We start from the raw sequence: 12,605 nt of genomic DNA on the forward strand, positions 1-12,605 counted from the left end.
ATGCGCGTCATGTCCAGGGTTCACAGCCGCCTCACTTCAGCACGATCCAGTCGGATGCCGGCACCATCTGCTTCTGCTTCACATCGGCGCGATAGATCCGGCCCACCGGGATGGAGTTGCCCTTGATCGAGATCGGCACGCCGATCAGGCCGCCCGTGTCGAAGTCCTTGATGCCGTCCAGCGCCGCCTTCATGTTGGCGCTGGTCAGTTCCTTGCCGGCGTCCAGCGTGCGCTTGGCGACCTCGGTGAACAGCATGGCGGCCAGGAAGCCCTGCATGTAGCCGGTGCTCTGGTACTGCGGGCGCATTTCGCGGATCTTCTTCAGCATCGGCGCGTCGGCCGCCGTGTCGTAGTAGTAGCGGTACGGCATCACGCCCATGAAGCCTTCGGCGTCCTCTCCCATCTGCATCACGGTGGAGTTGTCCATGGTCCAGAACGTGCCCATGTAGCGCGTCTTCAGGCCCATGCGCTTGCCCTGCCCCACGAATTCCGGAATCGGCGCCAGCACGTAACCGTGGAAGATGGTGTAGTCCGGATCGGCGCGGCGCAGCTTGATGACCTCGGTCGACACGTCCACGCTGCCCGGCGGCGTCATGATCTCGGTCGCGACCTTCAGGCCCAGCTTTTCCGCCACCGCGCGCGAGCTGGCGATGGGATCGCGGCCGAACTCCGTGTCCGAATACACGAAAGCCACCTTGGCGCCCGGCTGTTCCTTGGCGATATAGCGCAGCAGTATGCCGAACATTTCCGTGTAGTCAGGTCCCAGCATGAACTGGGCCGGGTACTTGGCCGGATCGTTGAGTTCCGTGGCGAAGGACGCGCCTGTCATCAGGATGTCGCCCGTGCGGTTCAGCTCGGCGTTGATGGTCTTGGAGAAGCCTGTCGAGTCGCCGTAGTAGAAGTTCACCTTGTTCTGGCTGGTGATCTTCTTGAAGGCCGCCACCGACGCGTCCACCTTGTAGGCGGTGTCTTCCGGCACGTAGCGCAGCTTGCGGCCCTTTACCCCGCCCTGGTCGTTGACGATCTTCACGTAGTCGGTGATGCCGGCGTGGATGCCCTGCCCGGCGAAGGCGAACACCCCGCTCAGCGGGATGGAGCCGCCCAGCACCAGGTCCTCGGCCGCCTGCGCGGCGGGCGCCGCCGACAGGGCCGCCGCCAGGCCCAGCGGGGCCAACAACCTCGATAAACCGCTGCCGATCCGGATGCGCTTCATGGTTAGTCTCCTGAGGGTCTTATGGATGGCCGCCGCCATGGCTAGGTACGGAATGGCCAGAGGTGGAAGTAGCGGCGCACGCGCCGCCAGATTTCCGCGAGCCCGTGCGGCTCGAAGATCAGAAAGCCCACGATCAGCAGGCCGAAAACAATGGTGCGCACCGGCGAGATCAGGCGCAGCGCGTCGCCGCCCACCGGCAGCCAGCCCACGATCAGCTTGAGCAGTTCCGGCACCATGGTCATGAAGATGGCGCCCAGGATGGACCCCAGGATCGTGCCCATGCCGCCCACGATGATGGCCGCCAGGAAGAAAATCGACATGATCAGCGGGAAGCTCTCGGGCGTGACCACCCGGAAGAAATAGGCCCACATGCCGCCCGCCACGCCGGCGTAGAACGAGGACAGGCCGAACGACAGCAGCTTGTAGCGCAGCAGGCGTATGCCCAGCACCTCGGCCGAAATGTCGCGGTCGCGTATGGCGATGAAGGCGCGCCCGATGCGCGTGCGGAACAGGTTGGCCGCCCCCAGCACCATCAGCGCCGTCACCGGCACGATCAGCCAGTAGATCTTGAACGAGGTATCCAGGTCCACGCCCAGCACCCGCGCCGGCGGCACCTGCATTCCCGTCGTGCCGCCCGTGAACTGCCAGTTGGCGAAGATGAAATGCGCGATGAACGACGCGGCGATCGTGGCGATGGCCAGGTACAGGCCCTTCACTCGCAAGGACGGAATGCCGACCAGCAGGCCGCCCAGCATCGCCACCAGCCCGCCGGCCACCAGATTGAGCAGCACCGGCGTGCCCAGCCGCTGCTCCAGCACCGCGACCGTGTACGCCCCCAGTCCCATGAAGGCGGCCTGCCCCAGGCTGACCAGGCCGGTATAGCCCGTGAGGATATTCAGTCCCGTGGCGCTGGCGACGTTGATCGCCACCAGGCAGGCCAGGTACAGCCAGTAGGCATCCGCCACGAAGGGAAACATGACCAGGGACGCAGCCAGCAATACCAGCCACGCCTTCTGCGTACGGGTGTCGAACAGCGCTTCGTCCGCAAGATAAGTCTGCTTGGCAGTCGCGATGCGCATCGGTCAGAGCCTCTCGATTTCACGGGTGCCGAACAGGCCATAGGGCCTGACCATCAGCACCACCACCAGCACGATGAAAGTGGCCAGCAATTTGTATTCGCCGCCCATGTAGGCGCCGGCCCAGGCTTCCAGCAGGCCGATGAACACGCCGCCCACCAGGGCGCCCGCCACGCTGTCCAGCCCGCCCACGATGACCACCACCAGCACCGACAGGCCGAACACGCCCATCGACGAGGAGATGCCGCCGATCGCGCCCACGATCACGCCCGACACCGCGGCCAGCGCGCCCGCCGCCACCCAGGCCAGCGAAAACACGCGCGGCACGTTGATGCCCATGGCGTAAGCCGCGCCCTGGTCCGAAGCCGTGGCCCGCAGCGCCACCCCGCCGCGCCAATAGCGGAACACCACCAGCACCAGCAGCGCCAGCACTACCGCCACCCAGAAGCCGTAGAACACCTTGGGCGCGACGAAGGCCTCGCCTATCATCACCGGCGAGCGCGGCATGAATTCCGGCAGGCGGCGCTGGTCCGCCGTCCAGATCAGTTCGACCACGCCCACCAGGATCGACGCCAGCCCCACCGTGATCATGAATACCGAGATCGGCGCTTCGCCGAGCATGGGGCGGATGGTCAGCCGCTCGACCAGCGCCCCCAGCGCGCCCGACACCACCACCGCGCCCACGATGGCCAGCCAGATCGGCCATTCCATGCCGGTGGCAAAGGCATAGAACACGTAGGCGCCCAGCATCAGGAATTCGCCGATGGCGATGTTCACCACCCGGGTCGCCTTGTAGACGATGACGAAGGCCAGCGCCGCCAGCGCATAAAGCCCACCGCTGCCCAGCCCGGCCAGCGTGACTTCCAGGAAGAACAGCATGTCCATCAGGCCGCCTCCCGCAGGCGCCGTCGCAGATCGCCGACGTCGCCCGCGCCCAGATAAGCCTGGATGACCTGCGGGTCCGCCTGCACCTGCGCCGGCGTGCCATCGGCAATGACTTGGCCGAAGTTCAGCACCACCACGTGGTCCGACAGGTCCATCACCATGCCCATGTCATGCTCGACCATCAGCACCGTCACGCCCCATTCTGAGCGCGCGTCCAGAATGAAGCGCGCCATGTCATCGGTCTCTTCGCGGTTCATGCCCGCCACCGGTTCGTCCAGCATCAGCACCTTGGGATTCATGGCCAGCGCCCGCGCCAGCTCCACCCGCTTTTGCAGGCCGTAGGACAGCGCGGCCACCGGCGCGTGGCGGATGTGGTCGATCTCCAGAAAGTCGATGATGCGTTCTTCGATGTCGGCGCGCAGCGCCATCTCTTCGCGGCGCGCCCGCCCGAAATACAGCAAGGCATCCAACACATTGGTCCGCAGGTGGGCGTGGCGGCCCAGCTTGATGTTGTCCAGCACCGTCATGCCGCGGAACAGCGCAATGTTCTGGAAGCTGCGCGCCAGGCCCAGCCGGGCGCGTTCGGGCGCCGCCACGCGCGTGATGTCGCGACCCTGGAAGCGGATCTGCCCGGATGCGGGGCGGTAGAAGCCGGAAATGGTGTTGAACAGCGAGGTCTTGCCCGCGCCATTGGGGCCGATGACCGTGGTGATGGACCCGGACTCCACGCGAAAGCCCACACCGGTAAGCGCCTTGACCCCGCCGAACGCCAGCGTGACCCCATCCACCTCCAGCAAGGGAGGGCTGTCGGACTGATCCACCATTTGTCTCCTCGCCTTTACATGCGAAGTTTTTATCGACGTTGGCCTGGCGAACCCGCGAGGCAGGAGATGCAACGAACCTGTCTTTACCTACGCCAGTACAGCGCCGGAAAATCGTTCTATGCGTTACGCTAAGCGTGCTTAAAAGAAAACCAAGCAAGCGCTCGGTTCAGACCATAGCATCGCGGTTTTTGGATCGACAGTTGGTACTTACCCGATAACGGAGACTCGCCATGACCCAAGAACACCCCGCCTTCCAGACGCTGTTTCTGGAAACCGACGGCGCGATCGCGACCGTGACGCTGAACCGCCCCGACGCGCTGAACGCCATCGACGTGGCGATGGCGCAGGACTTGCAACGGGCCGCGCAATGGCTGGAAGCGCGCGATGAAATCCGCGTCGTGCTGCTGCGCGCGACGGGCAAGACTTTCTGCGCGGGCGGCGACATCAGTATGTTCACGGGCGAACCCGCGTTGGTGCGCGCCACGCTGCTGGACCTGTTCACGCCATTGAACGACTTCATTGCGCGCATCGCCCGCATGGATAAGATCTGGATTGCCCAGGTCCACGGCATTGCCGCGGGTGCGGGCCTGTCGCTGGTCTTGGCCTGCGACCTGGCCATCGCCGACGCCGACGCCCGCTTCATGACGGCCTACCTCAAGCTTGGAGCGACTCCCGACGCCGGCATGACCCACGGTCTCACGCGGGTGCTGGGCGCCCGTCGCGCGCTGGACTTGCTATTGCGCCATGACCCGTTCCTCGCCAGCGACGCGCTGGCCTGGGGCATCGTCACGCGCACCGCCCCAACCGGAGAACTCGCGCAAGCCGCGCGAACCTACGCGCAAGAGATTGCCCGCCACGCGCCGCACGGCATCGCGGGGGCCAAGGACCTGCTGCGCTCGGCCGAACACGCCACGCTGGAAACCCAACTGGCCGAGGAAACCGCGCGCTTTCTGGACAGCGCCTCGCGCACGGACTTCGCGGAAGGCGTGCGGGCATTCCGCGAGAAGCGGACGCCGCAGTTCAAGGGTGAATAGGCCCAAAGGTACGTCTGGCGGCGGCTCCACCCCGCCTCACCGCAGCCCGCTCCAGTCGGGCGCGCGCTTTTGCACGAAGGCGCTCAGGCCCTCGCGCGCCTCGGACGTGGCGGCTGAGTTGCAGAACACCTCTACCGCCGTTGCAACCCTGCGCCGGTACTCGTTGTCATTGCTGTAGACGAAAGCGCGCCGCCCCAAGGCCAGGACTTGCGGCGGCTTGTCCGCCAGCGAGCGCGCCAGCAGGCGGGCCTGCTCCAGCAATTCCGCCGTGGGCGCAACGCGCGCCACCAGCCCCAGCCCGTGCGCCTCCTGCGCATCGAAGATGCGCCCGGTGAACAGCAGGTCGAACGCCCGGTGCTTGCCCACGACGCCCGGCAAATGCACGTAATGTATCGCCGGCAAGACGCCGACATCGATTTCCGGATAGCCGAAAGTGGCGGTGTCCGCGGCCACCACCAGGTCGCTGGAAATGGCCACCGTCATGCCGCCGCCGCGCACTGCGCCCGACACCACCGAGATTGAAGGCTTCGTCAGGTTGAACTGCGTGTCGTAGAGCTTGATATACAGCTTGGACAACAGCGCGTGGATCCGCGCCGGCGAGCTGTCCAGCAACTTCTTCATGTCCAGCCCGGCGCAGAAGCGCCCAGGCAAATCGCTGGCCAACAGCACGGCGCGCACCGCGGGATCGGCATTGGCCCGTTCCAGCGCGGCGATCAGCGCGTCCAGCATGTCCTCGTCCAGAGCATTGACGGGCGCATGGCACATATGGATTTCCGCAATACGATCGCGGACTTCGTAGCGCAGGAATGTCATCTATCTTCTCGCATTCAGGAATGGGTTTGCACGCTGCCCGACGCCAGCAGCGCTTCGATTTCAGCTTGCGCGTAGCCCAGCTCGGCCAGGACTTCGCGAGTGTGCTCGCCCAGCACCGGCGCGGGCAGCGCAGCCTGGCGAGGCTGGCGGCCGAACCGTATCGGCAGGCCGACATTGCGGACCTCGCCCAGCACCTTGTGCTCACTCTTGACGATCAGTTCGCGCGCAGCGACCTGCGGATGCGCCAGCGCCTCGTCCAGCGTGTGGATGGCGGAACAAGCGATGCCCGCGGGCTTGAGCGCATCCAGCCATTGCGCCACGCTGCGCGTCTGCATGCGCGCCTGGACCAGCGCGACCGTCTGGGCGAAATGGCGGACCCGGTCGGCGTTGGTCGCGAATTGGGGCGCATCGACATGGTCCTGCAGTCCCGCGACCGCGCAGAAACGCTGCCATTGCGCATCGTTCCCCACGCCCAGCATGATGTCGCCATCGGCCGCGCGAAATGCCTGATAAGGACACATGGCCGGATGGCCCGTGCCCATGCGGCGCGGAATCTGGCCGGTGCGCCAGTAGTTCTGCGCCATGTACGACATCAGGCCGAGCGAGGTGTCCAATAGGGAAACGTCCAGATACTGGCCCTTGCCGGTCTGGCTGCGCTCCAGCAGCGCGGCCAGAATCCCGCTCAGCGCGAACGAGCCCGTGCCCAGGTCCACAGGCGAGAAGCTGGCGCGCGCGAAATTTCCGTCCGGCTCGCCCATGGTGCTGATCATGCCGCTGAAGGCCTGCAGCATGACGTCGTAGCCCGGCTCCTCGCCCATCGGGCCCTCGCGACCATAGCCCGATATCTCGCAGTACACCAGACGGGGATTGAGCCCGCTGAGCGTCTCGTAATCCACGCCCAGGCGCGCGGCGGTCTTGCCGCCAAAACCCTGCAACACCACATCCGACTGTTGCGCGAGGCGGTGCACCACGGCGCGCCCTGCCGGCGTCTTGAGATCCACAGCCAGGCTGCGCTTGTTGTGGTTCACCGCCAGGAAAGTCGCGGATTGGCCGGCATCCTGCGGCAGCCAGGCGCGCGTATCGTCGCCCTTGCCCACGGGTTCGACCTTGATCACCCGCGCGCCCAACTCGCCCAGATACTGGCCGCATAGCGGCCCGGCCAGCACCTTGCTCAGGTCCAGGACGGTGATGTTCTTCAACGGCGTCATGCGTGCTTCAGTCGACATGATTACTGCTCGCCCTTCAGGCCGATGGTTTGCGCGGCCTGGGTCCATTGCGCGGTTTCACGCTTGAAGAACGCATCCAGTTCGGCGGGGGCGACCTGGAAAGCCTCTGCGCCGCGCTCCTGCATCGCCTTGCGGTAGGCATCGCTCGCGACCACCCGGGCCACGGCCTCGCGCAGCTTCCGCACCACGTCCGGCGGAGTGCCCGCGGGAGTCTGCAGGGAGAACCAGAACTTGAGATCCAGGCTGGGATAGCCCGCTTCCTTCAGCGTGGGCACGTCCGGCAGCAAGGGCGAACGCTCGGCGGCGGTAATCGCCAGGGCCCTCAGCCTGCCGCCTTGCACCTGGCCGAGACTGGTCGACATGCTGTCGAACAGGAAATCGACCTGTCCGCCGATAACGTCGGTCACGGCGTTCGCGCTGCCCTTGTAAGCCACGCCCACGGCCTGAAAGCCCGCAAGCTGCTGCAACGACGCGCCATAGACATGCGGCGAACTGCCCGGACCGAAGGTGGCATAGCTGAGCCCGTTCTTCATGTCGCGGCCGCGCTGGACCAGCTCGGCCAGGGTCTTGACCGGCGTGCGCTCGGGATTGACCACCAGCAGATTGGGCATCGCGCCCGTCGTGCCGACCGGCACATAGTCCTGCAGCGGAGCCATCTTCGCGCTCGGGTACATCAGCGGATTGATGGCCTGCATGGCCACCGTGTTGTGCATCAGCGTGTAGCCATCCGCGGGACCGTTCAGCACGCTTTGGTAGCCGACATTGCCGCTGGCGCCCGGTTTGTTCTGCACGATGACCTGCTGTCCCAATTCGCGCGCCAGAGGCTCGGCCACCAGACGCGCGATGAAATCAGTCGGACCGCCGGCCGAAAACGGCACGACCAACGTAATGGGCTTGGCAGGCCAGGTATCGGCCCACGCCGGGCCGGACAGCGCCGCCGCAGTCGCACAAGCGGCAAGAATTCTTTGGAACGCCATGATGTCTCCGTTGTGTTCTTAGAGGGATGGCGTCCATTATGCGAAGCGTCTTGATATATTAGAAATACCGTTTAAATATGCAGGCCATAATAAATTTGTGATGGCCTGCCTGCACGAGGTTTACGCATGTCGATGTCAATCCGCGCGATGCAATGCTTTGTCGCCGTGGTCTCCACCGGATCGATCAGCCGCGCCGCGGCCGCGCTGCACGTCGCGCAGCCCGCGCTAAGCCTGCTGATACGCAATCTGGAAGAGGATCTGGGCGTGGTGCTGTTGCATCGCAGCGCTCGCGGGGTCACGCCAACGGCCGCGGGATCGCGCATGCTGGCGCACGCACGCGAGATTCTCGGCCGCATCGACGCGGCGCGCGCCGACGTGCGCGAAGACATCAGCGCACCGCGCGGGACCGTCTCGCTGGCCATGTCCATGTCCATGGCCAAGCTGCTCACTGTGCCGCTACTGCGCTTTTCCCTGGAACACTGGCCCGGCGTCTACCTGAAGATCATCGAATCCAGCACCGGGTACATCCCGGGCTTCGTCAGTTCCGGCCATGCCGACCTGGGACTGACGTTCAGCGACGACGCCTCGGTCGACCTGCGCTTCCAGCACCTGATAGATGAAGAACTGGTCGTGGTTTCGCCGCCGCCGGCCAAGTCGCGCAAAAAGCCGGCCCCAGCCGCGCTACATGCGCTGCCGGCCATGGATCTGCACGCGCTCGCCGAATTGCCGCTGGTATTGCCCGGCAGCCAGCACAGCCTGCGCCGCCTGCTGGACCACTATCAGCAACAGGAGCGCGCCGAATTCCGCGTCATTGCCGAGGCCAACGCCATTCCGCAACTGATCGAACTGGCGCAGGCTGGCATCGCGCACACCATCCTGTCTTACGCGGCGGTGCACCAGGAAGCCGCGCGCGGCGAGGTCCTCCTGCATCGCATCGTCAAGCCGCGCCTGGCGCGGCCTGTGTTCCTGTGCAGGTCCGATGTCCTGCCATTGTCCATGGCCGCGTCCGCCGTTGCCGACCGGGTCAGCCGCATCATTACGGACTCCCGGCCTGGCGACCCGCCCACCCGGGCCAGGCTTAGATGACGCGCTTTTCCACCGCCTGCGCCCAGCGCCGCGCCACTACCGGCGAAGTCGCGCAGGTCGCGGACTCGGTCACCACCCGCACCGCGCGTTCCAGCAGCTGGATGTCGGCCTCGTGCTGGCGCGCCACATGCGGATCCTCGAAGAAGATCACACGCTGGCATTGGTGTTCCAGCACCAGCTCCGCGATCTGGGCGTCGCCGCCCAGCGGCCCGCTCAGGTAGCGGTGCACCCAGGGCGTATCCTTGGGCCAGCCGCGCGACCAGGCCAGCTCGTTCAAGCGGCCGCCGGTGGTGCCCGTGGCGACGCGCCGCGCAAACTGCGACAGCACGTCGAAATGCTCGCTGGCGAATGCCACCATCTCGTCCTTGAGCGCATCGTGGGCAATCAGCGCCACCGTCTGGCCAGTGAAGTTGAAATGGCGCGAAGCCGAGACGTCCGGCGCCAAGCCGGCGTGGACGCGTTCGACTTCCATCCATTCGATGGCGCCGGCAAGCGTCGAGATGAACGGGCGGCCGTGCGTGATGCACTGGCGCTTGAGCGCCAGCGCCTCCGGAAAAATCGACGACGGGTCGACGGGATCGATCAGATAGATCGCGCCGTCGAACGGCGCCTGCCCGTCACGCCCTTCCGTCACCCGGGCCACCAGCTTCATCAGGCCGCCCTCGCGGCCGTACGGATAGCGGATCAACCCGCCGTAGCCCTGCAGCATGCCCTCGCGCACGATCGCGTCGTGCGTGCGGCCTACGGTGTGCAACTGCACGCCCAGCTCGCGTATCGTGCCCGAACAGGCGCGCAGCCAGGTAAACAGCGCGGCATCGGGAGTTTCGTGGTGCAGCCGGTTGGCGGCCAGGCCAAAGCGCAATTGGGCAGCGGGCATCGGTGGACTCAGGCAAGTAGGGACAACAAGAAGATCCTTGATGATACCGTGGCGGGCATGGCCGCGGCAGCTTTGGCCCGGATCCGCCGCGCTCAAAAACAAAAACGCTCCCCGCAGGGAGCGTTTCTGGTTTGGCGATCAGTCCGCCTCGTCGATCCAGGCCATCTGGATGGCCTCCAGGATCTTCTCGCCGCAATGCGCGGGGTCGTCGTTGAAGCCCGGCAAGGCCAGGACCCATTCGCGCAGCTGCACGAAGCGCAGCGTCTTGGGGTCCGCGTCAGGATGCGCGTCGAGCAGAGCCTCGGCGATCTGGTAGGTGTCGGTCCACTTCATCAATGGCCCTCTTTGGCGTGGTTGATGGTGTATTTGGGGATCTCGACCGTCAGGTCGGCGTCCGTCACCAGCGCCTGGCAGGACAGGCGCGAGGTCGGGGTCAAGCCCCAGGCCTTATCCAGCAGATCCTCTTCGTCATCGGTCGCGTCTTCCAGCGAAGAATAGCCCTGCTTGACCACCACGTGACAGGTCGTGCAGGCGCACGACAGTTCGCATGCGTGTTCGATGTCGATGTGGTTATCCAGCAGCACGCGGCAGATCGACACGCCCTTGGGCGCGTCTTCGATCACGGCGCCTTCCGGGCAGTAGTCGGGATGAGGCAATACAGTCAGTTTCGGCATAGCGTGTTATCAGGCAATCTCATCAAGTTTGCGGCCCGCCAGCGCGGCGCGGATGCTGCGGTCCATGCGGCGCGCAGCGAAATCATCGGTCGCGGCCGACAGGGCCTGGACCGCGTCCTTCACTGTGTCCACGTCCTGCGCATCCTGGGCGGCGATGGCAGCCTGCAGGCATTCGTCCACGCGCTTGCGTTCTTCGGCGTCCAGCAGATCGCCATCGACGGCCAGCGCGGCCTGCACCGACTCGACCAACTGGCGCGCGTCCACCTGTTGCTCGCGCAACATGCGGGCGCGGGCATCGGTGTCGGCTTGCGCCACGCTGTCTGCCAGCATCTGCGCGATCTCGTCGTCGGTCAGGCCATAGGACGGCTTGACCGACACCATGGCCTCGACGCCCTTGCTCTGCTCGCGCGCGGTCACGCTCAGCAGGCCGTCGGCGTCCACCTGGAAGGTCACGCGGATGCGTGCTGCGCCGGCCACCATGGGCGGAATGCCGCGCAGCTCAAAGCGCGCCAGCGAGCGCGAATCGGAAACCAGGTCGCGTTCGCCTTGCACCACGTGGATGCTCATGGCCGTCTGGCCATCCTTGAAGGTCGTGAATTCCTGGGCGCGCGCCACGGGAATCGTGCTGTTGCGCGGGATGATGCGCTCCACCAGGCCGCCCATGGTTTCCAGCCCCAGCGACAGCGGGATCACATCCAGCAACAGCCAGTCTTCGCCGGGAGCGCGGTTGCCCGCCAGCAGATTGGCCTGCAAGGCGGCGCCCAGCGCCACCACCTGGTCCGGATCGAGGTCGGTCAGCGGTTGCGTGCCGAACAGCTTGCCCACGGCAGCGCGCACGACCGGCATGCGCGTGGCGCCGCCGACCATCACCACGCCGCGCACATCGGCTGGCGTCAGCGAGGCGTCGCGCAAGGCGCGGCGCGCGCAGTCCAGCGTGCGCACGATCAGGGGCTGCGCCAGTTCTTCAAATGCCGCCCGCGTCAGGTTCGTGTCCACGGTCCGGCCATCGGACAATTCCAGCTTCAGGCTGGCCGCATCGGCGTCCGACAAGGCTTCGCGCGCAGCGCGCGCCGCCATCAGCAGGCGGCGGCGGTCCGCCGGCGAAAACTCGCCAGCAGCGAGTCCGGCCACCACGTGATCAACGATCAAGGCATCGAAGTCGTCGCCGCCCAAGGCGGTATCGCCGCCCGTGGCGATGACTTCGAACACGCCCTGGGTCAGGCGCAAGATGGAAACGTCGAACGTTCCGCCGCCCAGGTCGTACACCGCATACACGCCTTCGGCGGCATTATCCAGGCCGTAGGCAATGGCCGCCGCCGTGGGTTCGTTCAGCAGGCGCAGCACGTTCAGGCCGGCCAGACGCGCGGCGTCTCGCGTCGCCTGGCGCTGGGCGTCATCGAAGTAAGCAGGCACCGTGATGACCGCGCCGACCAGGTCATCGCCCAGCACGTCCTCGGCGCGCTGGCGCAGGACGGCCAGGATCTGCGCCGACACTTCAACCGGGCTCAGGTCGCCCTGGACGGTGCGGATGCGCACCATGCCAGGCGCGTCCACGAATTCGTACGGTGCGCGGCTGGCGCGCGCCTCTTCCAGCGAACGGCCCATGAAACGCTTGACCGACACAACGGTATTCAGAGGATCTTCGGCCTGCTGCGCGAGCGGTTCCCGCCCCGTGGTGACCTTGCCGCCGGCGAAATAGCGCACGGCGGAAGGCAGCAAGGCGTGGCCTTGCTCGTCCCTCAGCACTTCGGCGACGCTGCTGCGCACGGCCGCGACCAGGGAATTGGTGGTGCCCAGGTCGATCCCGACCGCCAGCTTGCGCTGGTGAGGCGCGGGCGATTCGCCAGGCTCTGATATCTGCAATAAGGCCATGATTCTGTTTTTTTGGTCAGTAGGCGGCGCTGTGCCGGCGCCCGTCTC

At 65.9% G+C, this 12,605-nt stretch carries 13 protein-coding genes; 2 read left to right on the top strand and 11 right to left on the bottom strand.

What is annotated here, in order from left to right:
* Window positions 1-31 precede the first annotated feature (31 nt).
* Genes IB268_RS23510 through IB268_RS23525 form a run of 4 tightly spaced genes read right to left on the bottom strand, consistent with a single transcriptional unit; the run spans window position 32 to window position 3,998 of the window.
* A complete protein-coding gene (locus IB268_RS23510; protein ID WP_054456133.1) occupies window positions 32-1,213 on the bottom strand; it encodes an ABC transporter substrate-binding protein in 1,182 nt (393 codons plus the stop codon).
* A gap of 41 nt (window positions 1,214-1,254) precedes the next feature.
* The gene (locus IB268_RS23515) at window positions 1,255-2,292 is read right to left on the bottom strand and encodes a branched-chain amino acid ABC transporter permease (protein WP_013394582.1); all 1,038 of its coding nucleotides are present in this window, start codon (window positions 2,290-2,292) and stop codon (window positions 1,255-1,257) included.
* A 3-nt stretch (window positions 2,293-2,295) separates the two neighbouring features.
* Window positions 2,296-3,174, bottom strand: coding sequence for a branched-chain amino acid ABC transporter permease (locus IB268_RS23520; RefSeq protein ID WP_054456130.1), 879 nt, complete (start codon window positions 3,172-3,174; stop codon window positions 2,296-2,298).
* Window positions 3,174-3,998: an ABC transporter ATP-binding protein gene (locus IB268_RS23525; protein ID WP_054456127.1), complete on the bottom strand. Its 825-nt coding sequence runs from the start codon at window positions 3,996-3,998 to the stop codon at window positions 3,174-3,176. The genes IB268_RS23520 and IB268_RS23525 overlap by 1 nt, the downstream gene beginning before the upstream one ends.
* Before the next feature lie 230 nt (window positions 3,999-4,228).
* On the opposite strand from IB268_RS23525, the gene IB268_RS23530 reads away from it, so the two are divergent.
* A complete protein-coding gene (locus IB268_RS23530) occupies window positions 4,229-5,032 on the top strand; it encodes an enoyl-CoA hydratase/isomerase family protein (protein WP_119449354.1) in 804 nt (267 codons plus the stop codon).
* A 36-nt stretch (window positions 5,033-5,068) separates the two neighbouring features.
* On the opposite strand, the gene IB268_RS23535 is transcribed toward IB268_RS23530, so the two are convergent.
* Genes IB268_RS23535 through IB268_RS23545 form a run of 3 tightly spaced genes read right to left on the bottom strand, consistent with a single transcriptional unit; the run spans window position 5,069 to window position 8,048 of the window.
* Entirely contained in the window at window positions 5,069-5,845 is a 777-nt protein-coding gene (locus IB268_RS23535; protein ID WP_119449353.1) for an enoyl-CoA hydratase/isomerase family protein, read from the bottom strand.
* A gap of 14 nt (window positions 5,846-5,859) precedes the next feature.
* Window positions 5,860-7,071, bottom strand: a complete 1,212-nt coding sequence (locus tag IB268_RS23540; protein WP_225591464.1) for a CaiB/BaiF CoA-transferase family protein — start codon at window positions 7,069-7,071, stop codon at window positions 5,860-5,862.
* A gap of 2 nt (window positions 7,072-7,073) precedes the next feature.
* Window positions 7,074-8,048, bottom strand: coding sequence for a tripartite tricarboxylate transporter substrate binding protein (locus IB268_RS23545; protein ID WP_054456123.1), 975 nt, complete (start codon window positions 8,046-8,048; stop codon window positions 7,074-7,076).
* 126 nt (window positions 8,049-8,174) lie between these two features.
* Between IB268_RS23545 and IB268_RS23550 the strand changes: the two genes are divergently transcribed.
* Window positions 8,175-9,134 carry a LysR family transcriptional regulator gene (locus IB268_RS23550; RefSeq protein WP_054456121.1) on the top strand — a complete coding sequence of 320 codons (960 nt, stop codon included), beginning with the start codon at window positions 8,175-8,177 and terminating at the stop codon, window positions 9,132-9,134.
* On the opposite strand, the gene IB268_RS23555 is transcribed toward IB268_RS23550, so the two are convergent.
* The 4 genes from IB268_RS23555 to hscA form a co-directional block, all read right to left on the bottom strand.
* A complete protein-coding gene (locus IB268_RS23555; protein WP_054456119.1) occupies window positions 9,127-10,011 on the bottom strand; it encodes a methylglyoxal synthase in 885 nt (294 codons plus the stop codon). The two genes, IB268_RS23550 and IB268_RS23555, sit on opposite strands and share 8 nt — an antisense overlap.
* 138 nt (window positions 10,012-10,149) lie before the next feature.
* Complete coding sequence (gene iscX / locus IB268_RS23560) at window positions 10,150-10,344, bottom strand: Fe-S cluster assembly protein IscX (protein WP_054456117.1); 195 nt, start codon at window positions 10,342-10,344, stop codon at window positions 10,150-10,152.
* Complete coding sequence (gene fdx / locus IB268_RS23565) at window positions 10,344-10,685, bottom strand: ISC system 2Fe-2S type ferredoxin (RefSeq protein WP_013394592.1); 342 nt, start codon at window positions 10,683-10,685, stop codon at window positions 10,344-10,346. The genes iscX and fdx overlap by 1 nt, the downstream gene beginning before the upstream one ends.
* A gap of 9 nt (window positions 10,686-10,694) precedes the next feature.
* Window positions 10,695-12,557: a Fe-S protein assembly chaperone HscA gene (hscA, locus tag IB268_RS23570; protein WP_175181413.1), complete on the bottom strand. Its 1,863-nt coding sequence runs from the start codon at window positions 12,555-12,557 to the stop codon at window positions 10,695-10,697.
* Window positions 12,558-12,605: the final 48 nt, after the last annotated feature.

The organism is Achromobacter sp. ACM01 (assembly GCF_014851745.1).
GTDB classification, from domain to species: Bacteria; Pseudomonadota; Gammaproteobacteria; order Burkholderiales; family Burkholderiaceae_B; genus Achromobacter; species Achromobacter aegrifaciens.